The organism is Krasilnikovia sp. MM14-A1004, from assembly GCF_047159485.1.
GTDB lineage: Bacteria > Actinomycetota > Actinomycetes > Mycobacteriales > Micromonosporaceae > Actinoplanes.
The window spans coordinates 2,211,704-2,234,074 of sequence record NZ_AP038773.1; the positions used below are offsets into that span (position 1 = coordinate 2,211,704).

Consider the following 22,371-nt stretch of genomic DNA (forward strand, 5'->3'; position numbering starts at 1 on the left):
GGGCGCGGGTTTCGTCGTCTCCCGGGGGAGAGTTCATGACCGAGGTCGTGCTCGGCGTCTGCGGCGGTATCGCCGCGTACAAGGCGTGTGAGCTGCTGCGGCTGTTCACCGAGTCCGGGCACGGGGTGCGCGTGGTGCCCACCGCGTCCGCGCTCCAGTTCGTCGGCGCGCCCACCTGGGCGGCGCTGTCCGGCCGCCCCGCCACCACCGAGGTCTGGGACGACGCCCACGAGGTGCCGCACGTGCGCATCGGCCGGCGGGCCGAACTGGTCGTGGTGGCCCCCGCCACCGCCGACCTGCTGGCCAGGGCCGCCCACGGCATCGCCGACGACCTGCTCACCAACACCCTGCTCACCGCCACCTGTCCGGTGGTCTACGCCCCCGCCATGCACACGGAGATGTGGGAGAACCCGGCGACCGTCGCCAACGTGGCGCTGCTGCGCTCGCGCGGCGCGGTCGTCATCGAGCCCGCGGTCGGGCGGCTCACCGGCGCCGACACGGGCAAGGGGCGCCTGCCCGAGCCCGAGGAGATCTTCGCGATCGCCCGCCGGGTGCTGCGCCGGGTGCGGCCGGATCTGGCCGGGCGCCACGTGGTGGTCACCGCCGGGGGCACCCGCGAACCGCTGGACCCGGTCCGCTTCCTGGGCAACCGTTCCTCCGGCAAGCAGGGCTACGCGCTGGCCCGTACCGCGGTGGCCCGGGGGGCGCGCGTCACCCTGATCGCGGCCAACGTCGCCCTGCCCACCCCCGCCGGGGTGGATCTGGTCGAGGTCGGCACGACCGAGGACCTGCGCAAGGCGGTCCTGGTCGCGGCCGCCGACGCGGACGCGGTGGTGATGGCCGCCGCGCCGGCGGACTTCCGCCCCGCGGCGGTCGCCGACCGCAAGATCAAGAAAACCGATTCGGGTACGGCGCCCACGATCGAACTGGTCACCAACCCGGACATCGCCGCCGAACTGGGCGCCGCCAAACGCCCGGGCCAGGTGCTGGTCGCATTCGCCGCGGAGACCCACGACGCGCTGCCGAACGCGCGGGCCAAACTCGTCAGGAAACGCGCCGACCTGATCGTCGTTAACGAGGTGGGTGTCGACCGCGTCTTCGGCGCCGAGTCGAACACGGTCACCCTCGTCGGCGCCGACGACACGCTCGTGGAACTCGGTGAACTACCGAAAGACGATGTGTCGGATGCGATATGGGACGCGGTGCTCACGCGCCTCCCGCCGCAGGTCGCCGACGATGGGACAGCATGACGGACGCCCGGCGGCGGTGACTACACTTCCGCGCAATGAACTATTCGACAAGCTGAGGAGCACCGTGGCACGCCGCCTGTTCACCTCCGAGTCGGTCACGGAAGGCCACCCGGACAAGATCGCTGACCAGATCAGCGACGGTATTCTCGACGCCCTGCTGCGGCAGGACCCTCGTAGCCGCGTGGCCGTGGAGACGCTGATCACCACCGGCCAGGTGCACGTGGCCGGCGAGGTCACGACTCAGGCGTACGCCGACATCCCCACGATCGTGCGCGACACCATCCTGGGCATCGGCTACGACTCGTCGAAGAAGGGGTTCGACGGGGCGTCCTGCGGCGTCAGCGTCTCCATCGGTGCCCAGTCGCCCGACATCGCCCAGGGCGTGGACTCGGCGATCGAGCTGCGCAAGGGCGACTCCGAGCACGTGCTCGACGCGCAGGGCGCGGGTGACCAGGGCATGATGTTCGGCTTCGCGTGCTCCGAGACGCCCGAGCTCATGCCGTTGCCGATCGCCCTCGCGCACCGGCTGGCCCGGCGGCTGTCCGCCGCCCGCAAGGACGGCACCATCCCGTACCTGCGCCCGGACGGCAAGACCCAGGTCACGATCGAGTACGACGGGCTGCGCCCGGTGCGCCTCGACACGGTCGTCGTGTCGTCGCAGCACGCCGCGGACATCTCCCTCGAATCGCTGCTCACCCCGGACGTCCGCGAGCACGTGATCGCGCCCGAGCTGGAGGGCCTGGGCCTGGACACCGAGGGCTACCGGCTGCTGGTCAACCCGACCGGCCGCTTCGAGATCGGTGGCCCGATGGGTGACGCGGGCCTGACCGGCCGCAAGATCATCGTCGACACGTACGGCGGGTACGCCCGCCACGGCGGCGGCGCGTTCTCCGGCAAGGACCCGTCCAAGGTGGACCGTTCCGCCGCGTACGCGATGCGCTGGGTGGCGAAGAACGTGGTGGCCGCGGGCCTGGCCGAGCGGTGCGAGACGCAGGTCGCGTACGCGATCGGCAAGGCGCACCCGGTCAGCCTGTTCGTGGAGACCTTCGGCACCGAGAACGTGCCGGTGGAGCGGATCGAGAAGGCCATCAAGGAGGTCTTCGACCTGCGCCCCGCCGCGATCATCCGCGACCTGGACCTGCTGCGCCCGATCTACCAGCAGACCGCCGCGTACGGCCACTTCGGCCGGGAGCTGCCGGAGCTGCTGTGGGAGAGCACCGACCGCGCCCAGGACCTCAAGGCCGCCGCGGCCTGAGGCGAACTTGTCGGTGTCACCCGGCAGGATGGCCGAGTGACACCCAGCGGCACGACACGCGACCGGGAGCCTGCAGCACGGCTCCCGGTCGCGCGTGTCTGCGTCGACCTGCCGCTGGCCCACCTCGACCGCCCGTTCGACTACCTCGTCGCGGCCGCCGACGACGAGGCCGCCCAGCCCGGCGTCCGGGTGCGGGTCCGGTTCGCGGGGCGGCTCGTCGGCGGCTTCCTGCTCGAACGCGTCGACTCCTCGGAGCACACCAAGCTCGCGTACCTGGACCGGGTCGTCTCGCCCGAGCGGGTCCTCGATCCGGAGGTGGCCCGGCTGGCCCGTGCGGTCGCCGACCGTTACGCGGGCAACCTCGGCGACGTCCTGCGCCTGGCCGTCCCGCCCCGCCATGCCCGCGTCGAGTCCCAAGCCAGCTCTCCCTCGCCCGCGTCGGCGTCGCCGCAGTCCGGTTCCCATGCCGAGTCGCCGGGACCGGAGTCACCCGGACCAGAGTCGTCCCCTTCGGAGTCACTCGGTTCTGGGTCGCTGGGTTCTGGGTCGCTGGGTTCTGGGTCGCTGGGTTCTGGGTCGCTGGGTTCTGGGTCGCTGGGTTCTGGGTCGCTGGGTTCTGGGTCGCTGGGTTCTGGGTCGCTGGGTTCTGGGTCGCTGGGTTCTGGGTCGCTGGGTTCGGAGTCGCTCGGTTCGGAGTCGCTCGGTTCGGAGTCGCACGGGTCCGAGTCGCTCGGGTCCGAGTCGCACCGTTCTGGGCTGCCCGGTTCGGGGCTGACTGACTTGGCGGCGCCTGGTTCGGAGGTGCACGTTTCCGAGTCGGGTGGCCTCGGGTCGCCTGGCTCGGAGGCGGGTCGATCGCGGTTGGCTGGTTCCGTAGCGGTGGGGCCCGTCCCGGAACCCCGGGGAGGCGTTGACGGGGCGAAGGACGGTGGCGGCCGCGCTTCGGATCTTGGAGGCGGCGGGCCCTCGGAGGGGCCACCAGCCTCCAAGATCCACCCGTCGCCCGCGGGGCGCGACCGCGGACCCGAGGAGACAAGTGCCGATCTTGGTCAGTTTCTGCCGCCAGAGGGGCGGGAACTGACCAAGATCCGCGGGGTGGTGCCCGATGAGGGGTCGATTCAGGGCGGGGATGAGGCGCCGGTTCGGGGCGGGGATGAGGCGCCGGTTCGGGGCGGGGATGAGGCGCCGGTTCGGGGCGGCGATGAGGCGCCGGTTCGAGGCGGGGATGAGGCGCCGGTTCGAGGCCGGGATGAGGCGCCGGTTCGAGGCCGGGATGAGGGGTCGGTTCGGGGCCGCGAAGAGGCGGCGGTTCGGGGCGGGGATGAGGCGCCGGTTCGGGGCGGGGTGGGGGGAGGCGGTGCGGCGTCGCTGGCCGGTGAGCAGGCGGGCGGTGGTCGTGGCTGGGGGGCGTATCCGGCCGGGGGTGCGTTTCTGCGTGCGCTTGAAGGCGGGAGGGCTGCACGGGCGGTGTGGGCGGCGTTGCCCGGTGAGGACTGGGCGGCCCGGATCGCGGAGGCCGCCGCCGCCACGGTGCGTGCGGGGCGGGGAGTGGTCGTGGTGGTGCCCGACGCCCGTGATCTGGACCGGCTCGATCAAGCCCTCACCGCTTCGCTGGGGCCCGGACGGCACGTCGCGCTCAACGCGGCCCTCGGTCCCGCGGAACGCTACCGCCGGTTCCTGACCGCGAGCCGGCACCGGGTCCCGGTCGTGGCGGGCACCCGGGCGGCCATGTTCGCCCCGGTCGCCGCGCTCGGCCTCGTGGTCATCTGGGACGACGGCGACGAGGTGCACGCCGAGCCCCGCGCGCCGTACCCGCACGCTCGGGAGGTGCTGCTCACCCGCGCCCAGCTGGCCGGGTGTGGGGCGCTGGTGGGCGGCTATGCCCGTACCGGGGAGGGGCAGCTGCTGCTGGAGACCGGGTGGGCCAAGGAGATCACCGCCGATCGGGAGACGTTGCGCGCGCGCAGCCCCGCGATCTCGCCGACCGGGGACGACCCCCAGCTCGCCCGTGACCCCGGCGCCGCCACGGCCCGGCTGCCCAGCCTCGCCTGGCAGGCGGCCCGGCAGGCGCTGCAGGCCGGGACGCCCGTGCTGGTGCAGGTGCCCCGGCGGGGCTACCTGCCCGCGATCGCCTGCGCGGACTGCCGCACCCCCGCGCGCTGCCCGCACTGCGCGGGGCCGCTGGGGCTGGCCGGGGCGCGGGCGGTGCCCACCTGCCACTGGTGTGGCCGGGCCGCCGCCGCGTACGCCTGCCCCACCTGCGGCGGCCGCCGCCTGCGCGCCTCGGTCACCGGGGCCCGGCGTACCGCGGAGGAGCTGGGCCGCGCGTTCCCCGGGGTGCCGGTGCGTACCTCGGGCCGCGACGAGGTGCTGGACGTCGTACCGGGGGATCCTGCCCTGGTGGTGGCCACCCCGGGCGCCGAGCCGCGCGCCGAGGGCGGCTACGGCGCGGTGCTGCTGCTCGACACCTGGGCCCTGCTGACCCGCTCGGACCTGCGTGCCGCCGAGGAGACGATGCGCCGCTGGCTGGGCGCCGCCGCGCTGGCCCGCCCCGGCCGCGCCGGAGGCCGGGTGATCGTGGTGGCCGACGGGTCGCTGGCGCCGGTGCAGGCGCTGCTGCGGTGGGATCCGGGCTGGTTCGCCGCGCGGGAGCTGGCCGAACGCCGCGAGCTCGGCTTCCCCCCGGCGGCCCGGATGGCCAGCGTGACCGGCCGCCCGGAGGCGGTGGCAGAGCTGCTTGACGCGGCCCGGCTGCCCGGCGGTGCGGAACTGCTCGGTCCGGTCCCGGTGGGCCCCGGCCGAGGTCCCCGCGCAGCACCCGGCCGAGCCGGACCGGACGCGCCCGCCCGGAGGCGCGCCGTGGGCGACGCGGAGATGCCGGACGCGCCTGCCCGCAGACGCGCCGCGGGCGACCCGGAGACGCCGGACGCCGCCGACGACCAGGAGCGGATGCTGGTGCGGGTGGCCCGCAGCGCCCTGCCCGAACTGGCCCGGGCGCTGCACGAAGCGGCCGCGGTCCGCGGCGCCCGCAAGGCGTCCCTGCCGGTGCGCATCCAGATCGACCCCGCCGACCTGTTCTGACAGGCCGGCAGCAACTCCGACAGGCGCAACCCCGCACACAACGCCAACCCCAGCACCGCGCTCGGGCACTGCCGAGCCGGGCCCGCGCAAGATCAGTACGGTGGGAAAGATCCGTCACAATGGCCCGATGGACGCTGCCACCGCGATCGGGACCCTGCTGTCGCCGGGCGCCGCCGCCGAGCCGTACGCCGCCTACGCCGCCCTGCGCGCCCGAGGGCCGGTGCTGCCGGCCGGTGGCGCGTTCTTCGTCACCGGCTACGCGGAGGCCGACCGGATCCTGCGGGACCCGGACATGGTGGCGTACGACGCGGCGCTGCTCGACCGGCAGTGGTCGGATTGGCGGGCCAACCGCGCGGTGGCGCTGTTCGCGGACTCGATGCTGCGGCAGAACCCGCCGAACCACACCCGGATGCGCCGCCTCGCCGCCGGCGTCTTCACGGCCCGCCGGGTCAACGCCCTGCGCGACGTCGTCGCGGCACAGGTCGACGAGGCGCTCGACGACCTGGCCGCGAACACGGTCGGCGGCGAGGTCGACGTCATCACCCACCTGGCGTACCCGCTGCCGATCGGCGTGATCACCGCCCTGCTCGGGGTGCCCGCCACCGACCGCGGCATGTTCCGCCGCCTCGCCGAGGCCCTGACCGCGGTGCTGGAGGTGCGTTTCACCGAGCAGCAGGCCCGGGTGGCGCACCAGGCCGCGTACGAGCTGGAGGCGTACTTCAACGGCCTGCTGGCGTTGCGCCGCAGTGAGCCCGCGGACGACCTGGTCACCGTGCTGGCCGCCGCCCACGACGCGGGCGGTGACCGGCTCACCGGAGCCGAGCTGATGGGCAACCTGGCGCTGTTGCTGGTGGCGGGCTTCGAGACCACCACGAACCTGCTCGGCAACGGGCTGATGCTGCTGCTGGAACACCCGGAGCACGCGCGGCGGCTGGCCGCCGACCCGGAGCTGGCGCCCGCGTACGTGGAGGAGGTGCTCCGGATCGACTCGCCGGTGCAGCTCACGGAGCGGTTCGCGGGGAGGGACACGGAGTTCGGCGCGGTGCCGGTGCCCGCGGGCTCCGAGCTGATCCTGCTGCTGGGCGCCGCGAACCGGGACCCGCGGCGGTTCGCCGATCCGGACCGGTTCGACCCGGACCGCCCGGGAAACGCCCCGCTGTCGTTCGGCGCCGGTGCCCACTACTGCCTCGGCGCGCCGCTGGCCCGGCTGGAGGCGCAGGTGGCGCTGCCCGCGGTGCTGCGCCGCTTTCCCCGTCTGGCACTGGCCTCCCGGCCCGTGCGCCGTGACCGGTCGAACCTGCGTGGCTGGGCGACGCTGCCCGTACGGCTGGACTCCGTAGACTAGGGCGATCGTCCGTACCCGTAGGGAGTCTCACCGCGTGACCGTCCAGCCCATCCGTCTGTTCGGGGACCCGGTGCTACGCACCCCCGCCGAGCCCGTCGTGGATTTCGACGCCGAGCTGCGCAAGCTCGTCGCCGACCTGATCGAGACCATGCGCGACGAGGGCGGGGCCGGACTGGCCGCCCCGCAGCTCGGCGTCGGCCTGAGGGTGTTCGCGTTCGACGTGGACGACGTGGTGGGTCACATCATCAACCCGGTGCTGGACTTCCCGGACGACGAGGAGCAGGACGGCCCGGAGGGCTGCCTGTCGATCCCCGGCGTCTATCTGGACACCAAGCGCCGCCAGAACGTAGTGGCCCGCGGCTTCACCGAGCACGGCGACCCGATCCAGCTGGTCGGCACCGGTCTGATGGCCCGCTGCGTGCAGCACGAGACGGACCACCTCGACGGGGTGCTGTTCATCGACCGCCTCGACCCGGCCGGCCGCAAGGAGGCCATGAAGCAGATCCGCGCCGCCGAGTGGTACGACGCGGGCGCCCCGCCGACGGTCAAGCAGAGTCCGCACGGGCGCGGCCTGTTCGGCCTGGGTCTGGGGCGGTGACCATGCGCCTGATCTTCGCCGGTACCCCGGCCGTCGCCGTGCCCTCGCTGGACGCCATCGCAGCGTCCGGCCACGAGCTGCTGGCGGTCGTCACCCGCCCGGACGCCCCCGCCGGGCGCGGACGCAAGCTGGTCCGCTCGCCCGCCGGGGCGTGGGCCGACGAACGCGGCATCGAGGTGCTCACCCCGCAGCGTCCCCGCGAGCCGGAGTTCCTGGACCGGCTGCGGACGCTCGCCCCCGACTGCGTGCCCGTGGTCGCGTACGGCGCCCTGGTGCCCCCGGCCGCCCTGGAGATCCCCAAGCGGGGCTGGGTGAACCTGCACTTCTCGCTGCTGCCCGCGTGGCGCGGCGCTGCGCCCGTGCAGCACGCCGTCCTGCACGGCGACGAGGTGACCGGTGCCAGCGTCTTCGAGCTGGAGGAGGGCCTGGACACCGGCCCCGTGTACGGCACCCTCACCGACGAGATCCGTCCCGCCGACACCTCCGGTGACCTGCTGGAACGCCTCGCCGTGTCGGGCGCCGAGCTGCTCGTGGCCGTGCTGGACGCGATGGACGCGGGCACCGCCCGGGCCCACCCGCAACCGGCGGACGGCATCTCGCTGGCCCCCAAGCTGACCGCGGAGGATGCCCGGGTGCGCTGGGACGACCCGGCGTTCGCGGTGGATCGTCGCATCCGCGCCTGCACCCCGGCGCCCGGCGCCTGGACGACCCTGCGGGGCGACCGGCTCAAGCTCGGCCCCGTCCACCCGGTCGCCAACGCGCCCGCGCTGGCGCCCGGCGAGCTGCGCGTCGAGCGCACCCAGGTGCTGGCGGGCACCGCCACCACCCCGGTCGCCCTGGGTGAGGTCCGGGCGGCGGGCAAGCGGGCCATGGCGGCGGTGGACTGGGCGCGCGGGCTGCGTCTCACGGCGGGGGAGAGCTTCGCGTGACGGATCATCGCGCCGACCGCCCGCACGGCTCCGGCCGTCCCCGCCGGTCCGGCGGTCCCGGCCACGGCCGGGGACAGGACCGCGACGCCCGCACCGGGCGCGCCCCGCGCGGCGGGCGGCCCCCGTCCGACCCGGCCCGCCAGGCAGCGTACGAGGCGGTCGCGGCGGTGCACCGCGATGACGCGTACGCGAACCTGGTGCTCGCCGAGATCCTGCGCGACATGGGGCTGCACGGCCGGGACGCGGCGTTCGCCACCGAGCTGACGTACGGCACCCTGCGCGCCGTCGGCACCCTGGATCTGATCATCGCGGCGGCCGCCGGGCGGGACGTGTCCCGCATCGACCCGCCCGCCCGCGACGCCCTGCGGCTGGGCGCGTACCAGCTGCTGCACACGCGGGTGCCCCCGCACGCCGCGGTCAACCAGACGGTCGACCTGGTCCGTTCGGTGGCGCCCGGCGCGAGCGGGTTCGCCAACGCGGTGCTGCGCGAGATCGCGGGCAAGGACCTGGACACTTGGCTGGAGCAGGTCGCCCCGTCCTACGACGACGACCCGATCGCGCATCTCTCGGTGGTGCACCACCACCCGCAGTGGGTGGTGCGGTCGTTCGCGGAGGCCCTGGGCGGCGACCTCGACGACACCGCCCGGCTGCTCATCGAGGACAACCAGCCGCCCGTGGTGCACCTGTGCGCCCGGCCGGGCCGGATGGACCCGGTGGACCTCGCGGACGAGGCCGACGGCGTGCCCGCCGCGTTCTCCCCGTACGCGGTGTATCTGAACGGAGGTGCGCCGGGGGATCTGGCGGCGATCCGGCAGGGCCGCGCGCACGTGCAGGACGAGGGTTCCCAGCTGGTCGCCGCGGCGCTGCTGGCCGCGCCCGTGGAGGGCTCGGACACCCGCTGGCTGGACCTGTGTGCGGGCCCCGGCGGCAAGACCGGGCTGATCGGCTCGATCGCGGCGCTGCGCGGCGCCGAGGTCACCGCGGTCGAGGTGGCCGAGCACCGGGCGCGCCTGGTGGATCAGGCCACGACGGGTCTGCCGGTGACCGTGCTGCCCACCGACGGCCGTACCGTCGGGCGCGACCCGGACCTGCCCGAGGAGGGCTTCGACCGGGTGCTGGTGGACGCGCCCTGCACCGGCCTGGGTTCGCTGCGCCGCCGCCCCGAGGCGCGCTGGCGGCGCCAGCCCGCCGATCTGCCGCCGCTGACCCGCCTGCAACGTGAGCTGCTCGTGGCGGCGCTGCGGGCGGTCCGGCCCGGCGGGGTGGTGGCATACGTGACGTGTTCGCCGCACATGGTGGAGACCCAGGTGACCGTCACCGAGGGGGCGCGCCGCTCCGGCGTCGACGTCGACTTCGTGGACGCCCGCCCGCTGCTGCCGCCCGGCATGCCGGGCCTGGGCGACGGCCCGACGGTGCAGCTGTGGCCGCACCGCCACGGCACGGACGCGATGTTCCTGGCGGTGCTGCGCCGCACGGCCTGAGCAAGGGGACCGGGCGGCTCAGTGCACCGGCAGCGCCGCCGGGCCCGCGTCCCGCATCGACCGGGTCAGCCTGCGGTCGCGGAACCACAGGAAGCAGCGCACCCGGCGCTCCCCGAGCTGCCACTCCGTGCGGCTCGGCTGGTACGAGATCCAGCCACTGCGGTACTGCACCCGGTCGTCGTCGGGCACCCCGGCGTACCGGGCGATGGCGCTGCGGCAGCCGCGGGCGCTGTCGGTGCGGTCGTCGTTCAGCGCCGCGTACGAGACGTCCGGGGCGCGCCACAGGCCGACGAACTCCGCCCGGTGCGGCTTGGTGCACGCCACCGGCGCCATGGCCCGTACGGTGTCGCCGGTGACCTGCGGCTCGAAGCAGCCCAGCCGCAGCGGCGACGCGCTGCGCAGCGCCCCGGCCAGGCTGCCGGTGCGGCTGCGGTCGGCCAGCCCGTCGGGGTCCGCTTCCGTGACGTCGCACCGGTACCACCGGGCCCCGCCGCGCCACCCGGCCCGGGACGGCCAGAACACCCGGATCCCGATCCTTGCCTCGCGCCACGGCCCGCCCAGGTACGCGTCGGCCCGCTGCGCGCACCGCTCGTACGCCTCCCGGCTCTGCGCCGACCCCGGCGCGGGCGGCACGGGCGCGTCCGTCGCCTCGCGGACCCCGAACGTCTCCGTCAGGTGCAGCTCCGTGCACGGCACCGGCCGGTACGTCTCCATCGACCCGTCCGGTGGCAGGTTCTCGTGGCACACCCCGGACGCCGGGCGGAACGGAACGGCCGGGCCGATCATCGCCCAGCCGCCCGTGAGGTCGCCGTCGGAGCCGGAGCCGGCGGTGCAGCCGGCCACGGCGAGCAGGGCGGCCGTCGCCGCCACGGTCACCGCGAACCACCGTCGCACCGATCCCTCCCCAGGTCGACGATCACGGATGCGTTTTCGAGTATCGCGGGCGGCCGCCAATGACGGCAGTCCCCGGTCCGCGCTCGGGTCATACACTTCAGCCGTGGAGCCTTCGCCGATCATCGCGCCCAGCATCCTCGCCGCCGATTTCGCCCGCCTCGCCGAGGAGGTGCAAGCGATCGAGGGCGCCGCCGACTGGGTGCACGTCGACGTCATGGACAACCATTTCGTACCGAATCTGTCGATCGGCCTGCCGGTGGTGCAGTGCCTGCGCAAGGCGACGAGCATCCCTTTCGACGTGCACCTGATGATCACCGACCCGGAGCGCTGGGCCCCCGGGTACGCGGAGGCGGGCGCGTACAACGTGACGTTCCACGCGGAGGCGTGCGAGGATCCGGTGGCGCTGGCCAAGACGCTCCGGGCGGCGGGCAGCAAGGCCGGTCTCGCGATCGACAGGGACACGCCTATCGAGCCGTACCTGGAGCTTCTGCCCTATGTGGACACCCTGCTGGTGATGACGATCAAGGCCGGGTTCGGCGGCCAGAAGTTCATGCCGGAGCTGCTGGACAAGGTCCGCGCGGTGCGCCGCCGGATCAGCGCGATGGGGCTGGAGATCCGGCTGGAGGTGGACGGCGGGATCGCCGCCGACACGATCGAGCAGGCCGCCGAGGCGGGCGCGGACGCGTTCGTGGCGGGCACTGCCGTGTACGCCGCCGACGACCCGGCCGAGGCGGTCCGCAAGCTGCGGGCACTCGCGCAGAACGCGATGGTGACCCCGTGACCGGCCCTGCGGCGGGTGCCCGGTGAGCACCCCACCGGTCCGGCACGCGGCGGACGAGCCCGGCCTGGATCCCGACGAACGCCCGGATCTCATCCTGGTGGTCGACGACGACGATGACATCGCCGGGTTCGTGGCGTTCAACCTGCAGCTGCACGGCTTCGAGGTGGTGCGGGCCCGCGACGGCCGGGAGGCGCTGGAGGTCGTCGAGAGCCGCCGCCCCGATCTGGCCGTGGTCGACTGGATGATGCCGAACATGGACGGGGTGGAGCTGACCCGGCGGCTGCGCGCCGAACCGCTCACCTCCGCCCTGCCGGTGATCATGCTGACCGCCCGCGGCATGACCGTGGACAAGGTCGTCGGGCTCACCGCGGGGGTGGACGACTACCTGGTCAAGCCGTTCGACACGGCCGAGCTGATCGCGCGGGTCTCGTCCACCCTGCGGCGCAACAAGGAGTTCCGGGAGGTCTCGCCGCTGACCGGGCTGCCCGGCAACGCCCGGGTGCGCCGCGAGATCGCCGACCGGATCCGCTCCGGCAAGGACTACGCGGTCGGCTACATCGACATCGACCGGTTCAAGAGCGTCAACGACGTGTACGGCTTCGACCGCGGCGACGAGTTCATCACGGCGCTGGCCCGCAGCCTGCACCGGGCCGTCGCCTCGTCCGACCCGCCGTCGATCTTCCTGGGGCACATCGGCGGCGACGACTTCGTCTTCATCTGCACCCCCGACCAGGTGCTGCCGCTGACCAAGCGCGCCGTCACCGACTTCGAGGCGGCCGCCGACCGGCTGTACGACCCGGAGGACGCCCGCCGCGGCTACATCGAGGTGCCGGACCGGCGCGGCAACAAGCAGCGCGCCGCCCTGATCACGTTGTCCATCGGGGTCGCGCAGACCACCGCCGAGGGCCGCCGCTACCCCGATCCGCGGATGGTGGTGGCGGTCGCCTCGGAGATGAAGAAGGTCGCCAAGAGCCAGCCCGGCTCGTACGTGGCGATCGACCGGCGCCGCGCCGAATCGGACGACGAGGACGAACGGGGACTGTGACCTGGGTCGCTAGCCTGGTTGCATTGTGCGCTCGGCGTGCAAGACTCATGGATGACCCACCACGCGCTGGCGGGACTCGGTGAAATTCCGAACCGGCGGTGATCTTCAGGCCCAGGTCTTCGACTTGCGCCTGAGGTAAGCCCGCGACCCGGTCGTCGATCACACGACGCCCGGTGGACCTGGTGAGAATCCGGGGCCGACGGTTGATCGACAGGCACACGTTGCCGGCCGGTCAGACAGTCCGGATGGGAGACAGCGCGCGGAGCAGGACGAGGGTGCGCTGCGGCGTACCCCGGCCGGGGCGGTGTCCAGCCGTCCCGTCGTGTCCGGTTCCCGGCGTTCTATCCCCCTTTTCAGCGCGTGACCACGCCGTGCGGAAAGGGACGCGCAGATGGTGACCGAGGACGAGGCCATGGGCCGCGCGATCGCGCTCGCCGCCCGCGGCCTCGGCACGACCAGCCCCAACCCGGTCGTGGGCTGCCTGCTGCTCAGCGCGGACGGCGAGGTCGTCGGCGAGGGTTTCCACGCGTACGCGGGCGGCCCGCACGCCGAGATCGTGGCGCTGGCCCAGGCGGGCGAGCGCGCCCGCGGCGGCACCGCGGTGGTCACTCTCGAACCCTGCAACCACACCGGGCGTACGGGGCCGTGCGTGAATGCGCTGGTCGCGGCGGGCATCCGGCGCGTGGTCATCGCCGTGGACGACCCCAACCCGGCCGCCGCCGGGGGAGCCGCCGCCCTGCGTGCCGCCGGGGTCGAGGTGGTGACCGGGTTCCGCCGGCCGGAGGCCGAGGAGGGCAACGTCGCGTGGCTGACCGCGGTGCGCCGCGGCCGCCCGTACGTGACGTGGAAGTTCGCCGCCACCCTGGACGGACGCTCGGCGGCCGCGGACGGCACCAGCCAGTGGATCACCTCCGCGCCCGCCCGCACGGACGTGCACACCCTGCGCAGCACGGTCGACGCGATCGTCGTCGGGGTGGGCACGGTGCTGGCGGACGACCCGCAGCTGACCGTGCGCGACCTGCGCGACGGCAGCCTGGCGATCACCCAGCCGCTGCGGGTCGTCGTCGACTCGGCGGGCCGCACCCCGGCCACCGCCCGGGTCCGCGACGCGTCCGCACCCACCTGGATCGCCACGGCAGCCGAGCTGGGCACCGGCCCCGACGGCCGCGCCGACCTGTCCGCCCTGCTCACCACGCTGTACGCGCGGGGCGTGCGGGGTGTGCTGCTGGAGGGCGGCCCGACGCTGGCGGGCGCGTTCCTCGCCGCCGGGCTGGTCGACCGGGTGATCGGCTACGTCGCGCCGAAGCTGCTCGGCGCCGGACTGACCGCGCTGGTCGACGCGGGCGTCGCCACGATCGCCGAGGCGATCGACCTGGAACTCATCGAGGTCGTGCAGGTCGGCACCGACCTGCGCTTCACCGCAACGCTGCGCCAGAAGGAGGCCTGATGTTCACCGGCATCGTCGAGGAACTGGGGGAAGTCGTGGCGCTGGTCGGCGCCGACGGCGACTCGGCAGTGCTCACCGTACGCGGACCGCTCGTGACCGGCGACGCGCGGCACGGCGACTCCATCGCGGTCAACGGCGTCTGTCTCACGGTCACGGAATGGGGCGACGGCGCGTTCACGGCCGACGTGATGGCCGAGACGCTGCACCGCTCGTCGCTGGCCGAGCTGCGCGTGGGCAGCCCGGTGAACCTGGAACGGGCCGCGACCCTGGGCTCCCGGCTCGGCGGCCACCTGGTGCAGGGCCACGTCGACGGGGTGGCCCGGCTGCTGTCCCGCGAGCCCGGCGAGGCGTGGGAGGTGCTGCGCTTCTCGCTCCCCGCCGACCTGGCCCGGTACGTGGTCGAGAAGGGCTCCATCACGGTCGACGGGGTGTCGCTGACCGTCACCGAGGTCACCGACGACACGTTCAGCGTCAGCCTGATCCCGACCACGCTGAAGCTCACCGTGCTGGGCCAGAAGGGCGTCGGCGACCCGGTGAACCTCGAGGTCGACGTCATCGCGAAGTATGTCGAGAAGATGCTGGGAGGCCACCGTGCTGGCTGACATCGAACGCGCCGTCAAGGACATCGCCGCCGGCCGCCCCGTGATCGTGGTCGACGACGAGAACCGGGAGAACGAGGGCGACCTCATCTTCGCGGCGGAGCACGCCACGCCCGAGCTGCTGGCGTTCATGGTCCGCTACACCTCCGGCTACATCTGCGCGGTCCTCACGGAGGAGGAGGCGGACCGGCTCGACCTGCCGCCGATGTTCCACACCAACCAGGACCGGCGCGGCACCGCGTACGCGGTCACGGTCGACGCCCGCGAGGGAGTCAGCACCGGCATCTCGGCGGCCGACCGGGCGCACACCATCCGGCTGCTCAGCTCGGCCACCACAGAGGCCGGTGACCTGGCCCGTCCGGGACACGTCGTGCCGCTGCGCGCCAAGCCGGGCGGGGTGCTGCGCCGCCCCGGCCACACCGAGGCCACCATCGACCTCACCGTGCTGGCCGGTCTGCGCCCGGCCGGGGTGCTGTGCGAGCTGGTCAACGACGACGGCACCATGATGCGCCTGCCCGACCTGGAGCGGTTCGCAGCCGAGCACGACCTCGCGCTGATCAGCATCGAGCAGCTCATCGAGTACCGGCGGCGCAACGAGCAGCAGATCGAGCGGGTCGCCGAGACCCGGCTGCCCACCGAGCACGGCGTGTTCACCGCGTTCGGGTACCGCGCCGCGACCGACGGCGCCGAGCACGTCGCGCTCGTCTACGGCGACCTCGGTGACGGCGCGGACGTGCTGGTCCGCGTGCACTCCGAGTGCCTGACCGGGGACGTCTTCGGCTCAGTGCGCTGCGACTGCGGCCCGCAGCTCGACGCGGCGCTGCGCCGGGTCGCCGAGGTGGGCCGCGGCGTGGTGCTGTACATGCGCGGGCACGAGGGACGCGGCATCGGGCTGCTGCACAAGCTGCAGGCGTACCAGTTGCAGGACGCCGGCTTCGACACCGTCGACGCGAATCTGCGCCTCGGCCTGCCCGCCGACGCCCGCGACTACGGGACGGGCGCGCAGATTTTGCACGACCTCGGGGTGCGGTCGATGCGGCTGCTCACCAACAACCCGGCCAAGCGGGCCGGGCTGGAGGGGTACGGCCTGACGATCACCGGGCGCGAGGCCCTGCCGGTGCGGCTGCACCCGGAGAACGTGCGCTACCTGCGTACCAAGCGGGACCGGATGGGACACCTGTTCGACGAGCTCGGTGAGGCGGGTCCGGCCGCGGGCTGAGCTGTGCCGCGGGCCCAAATGGGCGAATCCACGGTCCCGGCCGTGGCCCGCGGACGACAATCGGATCACTTGACGAGGGGGAGGCAGAACTCATGGCCGGCTTCGGGGACCCGCACCTGAACACCGTCGACGCCGCCGGGCTGCGGCTGGGCATCGTCGGTTCCCGGTGGCACGCGAGCCTGGTCGACCACATGGTCGAACGCGCCCGCGCCGCGGCGAAGGCGTGCGGCGTGGACGACGTGGTCGTGGCCAGGGTGGCGGGCTCGGTCGAGCTGCCGATCGTGGCGCAGGCACTGGCCAAGCGGTGCGACGCGGTGGTCGCGCTGGGGGTGGTGATCCGCGGGGAGACGGCCCACTTCGACTACGTGTGCGACGCGGTCACCGCCGGTCTGACCCGCGTCGGCCTGGACGAGCAGACCCCCGTGGCGCACGGCGTGCTGACCGTGGAGTCGATCGGGCAGGCCCGCGACCGCGCCGGGCTGGAGGACTCGATCGAGGACAAGGGCTGGCAGAGTACGGTCGCCGTGCTCGACGCCGCGCTGACCATCCGCGGGCTGCCCGGATAGACCGGCCCTCAGAGCCGTCCGGCCTCGATGATCCGGGACAGGAACTGCCGGGTCCGGGGCTCGGTCGGGTCGCCCAGCACCCGCTGCGGCGGCCCGGCCTCCAGGACGCGGCCCGCGTCCAGGAAGACCACCTCGTCGGCGACCTCGCGGGCGAAACCCATCTCGTGGGTGGCCAGCACCATCGTCATGCCCTCGGCCTTCAGGTCGCGGATCATCGTGAGCACCTCGCCGACCAGTTCCGGGTCCAGCGCCGAGGTGACCTCGTCGAGCAGCAGCAGCCGGGGGCTGTTGACCAGGGCCCGCACGATCGCCACCCGCTGCTGCTGACCGCCCGAGAGCCGGTCCGGGTAGCTGTCGGCCTGGTCCGCCAGCCCGACCCGGTCCAGCCACTCGCGGGCCTGCGCCCGCGCCTCGTCCCGCTGCCGCCGGTGCACCCGCACCGGCGCCAGGGTGATGTTGTCCAGCACGCTCATGTGCGGGAACAGGTTGTACGCCTGGAACACCATGCCGATGCGGCGCCGTACGGCGTCCGGGTCGGCCCGCGGGTCGGTGATCTCCTCGCCGTCCAGGTGGATCGTGCCGTCGTCGACCTCGGTGAGCAGGGCGGCGCAGCGCAGCAGCGTCGACTTCCCGGAGCCGGAGGCGCCGATCAGGGCCACCACCCGGTGCTCGTCCACGTCGAGGCTCAGGTCGTCGAGGACCACGCGCGCGCCGAAGACCTTGCGGACGCCCGCGCAGGACAGCACCGGCATCAGGCACCCCCGGACTGGCGGCGGGCCGCCCGCAGCGTCACCCAGTCGGTCACCACGATCAGCGGCAGGGCCAGCAGCACGAACAGCACCCCGGCCACCACGTACGGGGTGTAGTTGAAGTGCTCGGCCGTGGCGATCTGGGCCGCCCGTACCGCGTCGATGGGACCGGCCAGGGACACCAGGCCGACGTCCTTCTGCAGCGCCACGGTGTCGTTGAGCAGCGGCGGCGCCACGCGGCGGACCGCCTGCGGCAGCACGACGAACCGCATCGTCTGCCGGTACGTGAGCCCCAGCGACCGGGCCGCCGCCAGCTGGCTCGGATGCACCGACTCGATGCCCGCCCGGAACACCTCCGCCAGGTACGCCCCGTACGTGACGACCAGCGCCGCCCCGCCCAGCACCAGCACGCTCGGCGTGCCCTGCAGCCGAAGCCCCGGCACCCCGAACGTGAACAGGTACAGCACGATGATCAGCGGCAGCCCGCGGAACGCGTACGTGTAGCCCGTGGCCACGGCCCGGACCGGGAAGAACACCGGGCCGCGCAGCGTGCGCAGCACCGCGACGAGCAGCCCCAGTGCCAGCGACGCGAGCGCGCAGACCGCCAGCAGCCGGATGTTGAGCCACAGCCCCACGACGATGGCGGGCAGCGCCTCGCGGGCCACCTGCGGGTCGAAGAAGGACTGCTTGACCCGTTCCCAGCCCGGCGCCCCGGTCACCGCGACCGTGAGCAGAGTGCCCACGACCGCGGTGGAGGCGGCGGCCAGCAGCACTGAGCCGACCGTCTGGCGCCGCCGGTGGGCGATCCGCCCGCGCTGGATGTCGCTGGGCTGGTAGGCGGCCGCGGTCACGCGGACCCCGCGGCGTTGCTGCGATCGGTCATGGGGTCAGTTCGGGGGCTCCGCCCGTGCCCGCCAGCCAGGTCTTCTCCAGCACCGCGAGCGTGCCGTCCTGGCGGAGCTGGTCGACAGCCGTGCTGACGCAGCCGGTGAGCGGGGAGCCCTTGTCGAGCACGAGGCCGAACTGCTCCGGCACGCCGACCTGCGGCAGCTGCCCGACGATGACGCCGTCCTGAAGTTCCGCGGAGGTCATGTAGAACGCGGTCGGCAGGTCCACCACCAGCCCGTCGATCTGCCCGTTCTGCAGGGCCTTCTTGGCGTCGTCGTTGCTGTTGTAGACCTGCGGCTGGACCGTGGGCTTGATCACGTCGGTGATGGCCTGGTAGCTGGTCGTCCCGACCTGCGCGCCGAGCTTGGCACTGCGCAACTCGGCGATGGTCTTCGCCCCGGCGATCCTCGACGACTTCAGCGCGATGACGGTCTGGCGGACCAGATAGTACGGCGTGGAGAAGTCCACGGCCTGGCGGCGCTGGTCGGTGATGGAGAACTGGTTGATGTCGAAGTCGAAGGCCTTCGGCCCGGGCGCGATCGCGTTGTTGAACGTCACCCGGGTCCAGGTGACGTTCTCCTTCGGATAGCCGAGCCGGTCGGCGACCTGGTACGCCACCGCCGACTCGAAGCCCCTGCCGTTGTCCGGCTTGTTGTCGCTGAACCACGGCGCGTACGCCGGATCGTCGGTGGCGATGGTGAGCTTGCCCGGGGTACGGGTGGCCAGCCCACCGCGCGGGCACGGGTTGCCGGAGGCCGATGCGGAGCCGCTCTGGGACGGATTGTCGTCGGCGGGTGCGCATCCCGCGAGGGCGGCCAGGAGCAGTACCGCGCCCCCGAGCGCGGTGCGCGAGTGTCGGCTGGGCATGCAGCGCAGCCTAGGCCACGTCCCAACCACTGGGGCCGTCCGACGCCATCCCGTGATGAGCTGCCACAATCGGCTCCCGTGAAGACGTTCGAAGAGCTGTTCGCCGAGCTGAAGGCGAAGGCGGAGCAGCGGGACCCGGGTTCGTCGACGGTCGCGGCGCTGGAGCGCGGCGTGCATTTCATCGGGAAGAAGGTCGTCGAGGAGGCGGCCGAGTCCTGGATGGCTGCCGAGCACGAGGGCCCGCAGCGGGCCGCGGAGGAGATCTCCCAGCTGCTCTACCAGGCCCAGGTGCTGATGATCGCGACCGGTCTGGAGCTCGAGGACGTCTACCGACATCTGTGACGTGCCGCCTCGAGGAGTACTCCACCCCGACTTCAAGGAGCACGTCATGCTGCGCATCGCCATTCCGAACAAGGGCACGTTGAGCGCGCCGGCCTCGCAGATGTTGCGGGACGCGGGCTACCGCCAGCGCACCGACCCGAAGGATCTCGTCTGCCGGGACGAGGCCAACAACGTCGAGTTCTTCTACCTGCGGCCCCGCGACATCGCCACCTACGTCGGCTCCGGTGACCTGGACCTCGGCATTACCGGCCGCGACCTGCTGGTCGACTCTCGCGTGCCCGCCGCCGAGCTGCTCGACCTCGGCTTCGGCGGGGCCACCTTCCGGTGGGCCGCCCCGGCGGGCACGCTGGCCTCGGCCGACGACATCGCCGGGCGCCGCATCGCCACCGCGTATCCGGGGGTGGTGGAGCAGCACCTGACCGAGCACAACCTGAAGGCGGACGTGGTCCGTCTCGACGGTGCCGTGGAGAACGCGGTCCGCCTCGGCGTCGCGGATGTCATCGCGGACGTCGTGGAGACCGGGGCCACCCTGCGCCAGGCCGGGCTGGTCACGATCGGGGAGCCGATCCTGCGGTCCTCGGCGATCCTGATCGGGCGCGACGGTACGGACGCCCCCGCCGGCGTCGCCCAGCTCATGCGCCGCCTGCAGGGGGTGCTGGTGGCCCGCTCGTACGTGATGCTGGCCTACGACGTGCGCGCCGACCTGCTGGAGCAGGCGACCGGCCTGACCCCCGGCATCGAGTCGCCGACCGTCTCCCCGCTGCACCGCGAGGGCTGGGTGGCGGTGCAGGCCATGGTGCTGCGCAAGGAAGTCCACCGGATCATGGACGAGCTGTACGAGCTGGGCGCCCGGGCCATCCTGGTCACCGACATCCACAACTGCCGGCTATGAGCGTTCAGTCGTTCCGGAGGGGAGTGGCACAGTGGTGGACGTGACGCAGTCCTCCGTTCCCGTCGTCTACCGCCCCCGGCGCATCCGCTGGGTGGCGGGTGCCGCCGCGGCGGCCGTGGTCATCCTGTTCACCGTGCTCAGCTTCGGCCTGCACGGCTCGACCGGGGACGGCTTCGGCCGGTTCGAGCGTGGCGACCAGAGCGCCATGATCGGCCTGGGCGTACTCATCGGCCTGGGCATCCTGGCCTTCACCCGGCCCCGGGTGAGCGCCGACGCGGCCGGGGTGCGCGTCCGCAACGTCGTCGGCGGCTACGAGCTGCCCTGGTCGGTGGTGCGGGCGGTCCGTTTCGACCGCAATTCGCCCTGGGCGACCCTGGAGCTGCACGACGACGAGACGATCTCGGTGCACGCCCTCCAGGCGGCCGACCGCGAGTACGCGGTGGAGGGGGTTCGCACGCTGCGGGCCCTGCATCGGGCCGCGGCGGACGCGGCATCCTGAGGGCTGGTAGACTTCGTCAGTCGACCACGCGGAGCCGTATCAGTTCCGCGCGAAAGAGGAGCCCGCTGGTTCCCACCCGAGTCACCATCACCGGTGTCCGGGTCCGGTCACCCGCTCCGGGATCAAACCCGGAGGCGGGGCGCGTCCTCTTGGGCGCCGATGACCGGTCGAGCGGGCCCCGGCATGTCCGGGGCCTTCTGCTTTCCCGTCGCCCCCGTAGCCGGGGGGTGTGCGAGGCCGACCGACATTGGCGGTGCCCGTCCGGGAAATCCCGGCGCCGGGCAGGCGAGATACATCGTTCTAAGGAGGCCTCATCAGCGTCGAACCACGCGTGAACGAACAGATCCGGGCTCGTGAGGTCCGTCTGGTCGGTCCGGAGGGTGAGCAGGTGGGCATCGTCCCGCTCGAGCGCGCCCTCCAGCTGGCCGCGGATGTCGACCTGGACCTGGTCGAGGTGGCGCCCATGGCGCGCCCGCCGGTGTGCAAGCTCATGGACTTCGGCAAGTTCAAGTACGAGAGCGCACTGAAGGCGCGCGAAGCGCGGCGCAACCAGCAGCAGACCGTCATCAAGGAGATGAAGCTCCGGCCGAAGATCGACCCGCACGACTACGAGACCAAGAAGGGTCACGTGGTGCGGTTCCTCAAGGCGGGCGACAAGGTCAAGGTGACGATCATGTTCCGCGGTCGCGAGCAGAGCCGCCCGGAGCTGGGCTTCCGGCTCCTGCGCCGGCTCAGCGAGGAGATCGCGGACCTGGGTTTCGTGGAAGCCAGTCCGAAGCAGGACGGCCGAAACATGATCATGGTCCTGGCCCCCCACCGGGCTACCAAGGCTGCTGCCGTCGCCGCGAGTGGGAAGACCCCCCGTGAGCAGCGCGAGGGCGAGGGTGCCGAGGCACCGCCAGACGCAGCCGCCGACACCACCGCAGAGTGACGCTCCGCCCGGTCCCTTCCGGGCGGAGCAGAGCAAGATCGAGAAAGAGGCGTTCGAGAAGTGCCGAAGATGAAGAGCCACACCGGCATGGGCAAGCGGGCGAAGGTTACCGGCCGCGGCAAGATCGTCACCGAGCAGTGCGGTAAGCGGCACCGGCTGGAGGGCAAGTCCTCCCACGTGACCCGCCGGATGACCGGCACCGTCGTGGTGGCGAAGGCCGACACGAGGCGAGTCAAGAAGATGCTGGGCCGCTGACGCGCGCCACACCCGTTCCCCGATAGGAGTACCGATATGGCACGCGTCAAGCGCGCTGTGAACGCCCAGAAGAAGCGCCGTACCCTGCTGGAAACCGCCAGCGGCTACCGCGGTCAGCGTTCGCGGCTGTACCGCAAGGCCAAGGAGCAGGTGCTGCACTCGATGCAGTACTCGTACCGCGACCGCCGGGACCGCAAGGGCGACTTCCGCCAGCTGTGGATCACCCGGATCAACGCGGGCGCCCGCGCCAACGGCATGACGTACAACCGGCTGATCCAGGGCCTGAAGCTGGCCGGCATCGAGGTGGACCGCAAGATCCTGGCCGACATGGCCGTCAACGACGCCGCCTCGTTCGCGGCGATCGTCGAGATCGCGCGGGCCGCGGTGGCAGCCGAGGGCACCGGCGGCGCCGCCGCTCAGGCTGCCTGATCCACCCGTGCGACAGGCGCCCCCCGGAC

At 73.1% G+C, this 22,371-nt stretch carries 23 protein-coding genes and 1 pseudogene; 20 read left to right on the forward strand and 4 right to left on the reverse strand.

Annotated elements, in window-relative coordinates:
* The first annotated feature begins 35 nt into the window (after positions 1–35).
* The 8 genes and pseudogenes from coaBC to ACMCNN_RS10140 all read left to right on the forward strand — a co-directional run bounded on the left by coaBC (position 36) and on the right by ACMCNN_RS10140 (position 9,939).
* A complete protein-coding gene (gene coaBC / locus ACMCNN_RS10105) occupies positions 36–1,250 on the forward strand; it encodes a bifunctional phosphopantothenoylcysteine decarboxylase/phosphopantothenate--cysteine ligase CoaBC (RefSeq protein ID WP_412745919.1) in 1,215 nt (404 codons plus the stop codon).
* Between the two features lie 64 nt (positions 1,251–1,314).
* Positions 1,315–2,505, forward strand: coding sequence for a methionine adenosyltransferase (gene metK / locus ACMCNN_RS10110; RefSeq protein ID WP_412745920.1), 1,191 nt, complete (start codon positions 1,315–1,317; stop codon positions 2,503–2,505).
* A gap of 108 nt (positions 2,506–2,613) precedes the next feature.
* Positions 2,614–2,920, forward strand: a pseudogene (locus ACMCNN_RS10115) (primosomal protein N'); the annotation flags it as partial.
* A gap of 575 nt (positions 2,921–3,495) precedes the next feature.
* Positions 3,496–5,586, forward strand: a complete 2,091-nt coding sequence (locus ACMCNN_RS10120; RefSeq protein WP_412747123.1) for a hypothetical protein — start codon at positions 3,496–3,498, stop codon at positions 5,584–5,586.
* A gap of 127 nt (positions 5,587–5,713) precedes the next feature.
* Entirely contained in the window at positions 5,714–6,931 is a 1,218-nt protein-coding gene (locus ACMCNN_RS10125) for a cytochrome P450 (RefSeq protein WP_412745921.1), read from the forward strand.
* A gap of 34 nt (positions 6,932–6,965) precedes the next feature.
* On the forward strand, positions 6,966–7,529 hold the full coding sequence (gene def / locus ACMCNN_RS10130) for a peptide deformylase (protein WP_412745922.1): 564 nt from the start codon (positions 6,966–6,968) through the stop codon (positions 7,527–7,529).
* A 2-nt stretch (positions 7,530–7,531) separates the two neighbouring features.
* On the forward strand, positions 7,532–8,458 hold the full coding sequence (gene fmt / locus ACMCNN_RS10135) for a methionyl-tRNA formyltransferase (RefSeq protein WP_412747124.1): 927 nt from the start codon (positions 7,532–7,534) through the stop codon (positions 8,456–8,458).
* Positions 8,455–9,939: an RsmB/NOP family class I SAM-dependent RNA methyltransferase gene (locus tag ACMCNN_RS10140; protein ID WP_412745923.1), complete on the forward strand. Its 1,485-nt coding sequence runs from the start codon at positions 8,455–8,457 to the stop codon at positions 9,937–9,939. Before fmt ends, ACMCNN_RS10140 begins: the two co-directional genes overlap by 4 nt.
* An 18-nt stretch (positions 9,940–9,957) precedes the next feature.
* Here ACMCNN_RS10140 and ACMCNN_RS10145 read toward each other — a convergent pair whose 3' ends face one another.
* Positions 9,958–10,833: a septum formation family protein gene (locus tag ACMCNN_RS10145; RefSeq protein WP_412745924.1), complete on the reverse strand. Its 876-nt coding sequence runs from the start codon at positions 10,831–10,833 to the stop codon at positions 9,958–9,960.
* Positions 10,834–10,936: 103 nt separating this feature from the next.
* Here ACMCNN_RS10145 and rpe point away from each other — a divergent pair, with 103 nt between their 5' ends.
* The 6 genes from rpe to ribH all read left to right on the forward strand — a co-directional run bounded on the left by rpe (position 10,937) and on the right by ribH (position 16,490).
* Entirely contained in the window at positions 10,937–11,614 is a 678-nt protein-coding gene (rpe, locus tag ACMCNN_RS10150) for a ribulose-phosphate 3-epimerase (protein ID WP_412745925.1), read from the forward strand.
* Between the two features lie 22 nt (positions 11,615–11,636).
* Positions 11,637–12,659: a response regulator gene (locus tag ACMCNN_RS10155; protein ID WP_412745926.1), complete on the forward strand. Its 1,023-nt coding sequence runs from the start codon at positions 11,637–11,639 to the stop codon at positions 12,657–12,659.
* Between the two features lie 391 nt (positions 12,660–13,050).
* On the forward strand, positions 13,051–14,106 hold the full coding sequence (gene ribD / locus ACMCNN_RS10160; protein ID WP_412745927.1) for a bifunctional diaminohydroxyphosphoribosylaminopyrimidine deaminase/5-amino-6-(5-phosphoribosylamino)uracil reductase RibD: 1,056 nt from the start codon (positions 13,051–13,053) through the stop codon (positions 14,104–14,106).
* On the forward strand, positions 14,106–14,708 hold the full coding sequence (locus ACMCNN_RS10165) for a riboflavin synthase (protein WP_412745928.1): 603 nt from the start codon (positions 14,106–14,108) through the stop codon (positions 14,706–14,708). Before ribD ends, ACMCNN_RS10165 begins: the two co-directional genes overlap by 1 nt.
* On the forward strand, positions 14,671–15,924 hold the full coding sequence (locus tag ACMCNN_RS10170) for a bifunctional 3,4-dihydroxy-2-butanone-4-phosphate synthase/GTP cyclohydrolase II (protein WP_412745929.1): 1,254 nt from the start codon (positions 14,671–14,673) through the stop codon (positions 15,922–15,924). The genes ACMCNN_RS10165 and ACMCNN_RS10170 overlap by 38 nt, the downstream gene beginning before the upstream one ends.
* Before the next feature lie 92 nt (positions 15,925–16,016).
* Positions 16,017–16,490, forward strand: coding sequence for a 6,7-dimethyl-8-ribityllumazine synthase (gene ribH / locus ACMCNN_RS10175; protein WP_412745930.1), 474 nt, complete (start codon positions 16,017–16,019; stop codon positions 16,488–16,490).
* A gap of 8 nt (positions 16,491–16,498) precedes the next feature.
* Here ribH and ACMCNN_RS10180 read toward each other — a convergent pair whose 3' ends face one another.
* Genes ACMCNN_RS10180 through ACMCNN_RS10190 form a run of 3 tightly spaced genes read right to left on the reverse strand, consistent with a single transcriptional unit; the run spans position 16,499 to position 18,994 of the window.
* Positions 16,499–17,242, reverse strand: coding sequence for an amino acid ABC transporter ATP-binding protein (locus ACMCNN_RS10180; RefSeq protein WP_412745931.1), 744 nt, complete (start codon positions 17,240–17,242; stop codon positions 16,499–16,501).
* Complete coding sequence (locus ACMCNN_RS10185; protein ID WP_412745932.1) at positions 17,242–18,090, reverse strand: amino acid ABC transporter permease; 849 nt, start codon at positions 18,088–18,090, stop codon at positions 17,242–17,244. The genes ACMCNN_RS10180 and ACMCNN_RS10185 overlap by 1 nt, the downstream gene beginning before the upstream one ends.
* A 28-nt stretch (positions 18,091–18,118) precedes the next feature.
* Positions 18,119–18,994 carry an ABC transporter substrate-binding protein gene (locus ACMCNN_RS10190; RefSeq protein ID WP_412745933.1) on the reverse strand — a complete coding sequence of 292 codons (876 nt, stop codon included), beginning with the start codon at positions 18,992–18,994 and terminating at the stop codon, positions 18,119–18,121.
* Between the two features lie 78 nt (positions 18,995–19,072).
* On the opposite strand from ACMCNN_RS10190, the gene ACMCNN_RS10195 reads away from it, so the two are divergent.
* The 6 genes from ACMCNN_RS10195 to rplT all read left to right on the forward strand — a co-directional run bounded on the left by ACMCNN_RS10195 (position 19,073) and on the right by rplT (position 22,342).
* Positions 19,073–19,336 carry a phosphoribosyl-ATP diphosphatase gene (locus ACMCNN_RS10195; protein ID WP_412745934.1) on the forward strand — a complete coding sequence of 88 codons (264 nt, stop codon included), beginning with the start codon at positions 19,073–19,075 and terminating at the stop codon, positions 19,334–19,336.
* A 46-nt stretch (positions 19,337–19,382) separates the two neighbouring features.
* A complete protein-coding gene (gene hisG, locus ACMCNN_RS10200) occupies positions 19,383–20,228 on the forward strand; it encodes an ATP phosphoribosyltransferase (protein WP_412745935.1) in 846 nt (281 codons plus the stop codon).
* A 40-nt stretch (positions 20,229–20,268) separates the two neighbouring features.
* A complete protein-coding gene (locus tag ACMCNN_RS10205) occupies positions 20,269–20,727 on the forward strand; it encodes a PH domain-containing protein (RefSeq protein WP_412745936.1) in 459 nt (152 codons plus the stop codon).
* A gap of 331 nt (positions 20,728–21,058) precedes the next feature.
* On the forward strand, positions 21,059–21,658 hold the full coding sequence (gene infC / locus ACMCNN_RS10210) for a translation initiation factor IF-3 (RefSeq protein ID WP_412745937.1): 600 nt from the start codon (positions 21,059–21,061) through the stop codon (positions 21,656–21,658).
* Positions 21,659–21,718: 60 nt separating this feature from the next.
* On the forward strand, positions 21,719–21,913 hold the full coding sequence (gene rpmI / locus ACMCNN_RS10215) for a 50S ribosomal protein L35 (RefSeq protein ID WP_412745938.1): 195 nt from the start codon (positions 21,719–21,721) through the stop codon (positions 21,911–21,913).
* A gap of 36 nt (positions 21,914–21,949) precedes the next feature.
* Positions 21,950–22,342, forward strand: coding sequence for a 50S ribosomal protein L20 (gene rplT, locus ACMCNN_RS10220; protein WP_412745939.1), 393 nt, complete (start codon positions 21,950–21,952; stop codon positions 22,340–22,342).
* Positions 22,343–22,371: the final 29 nt, after the last annotated feature.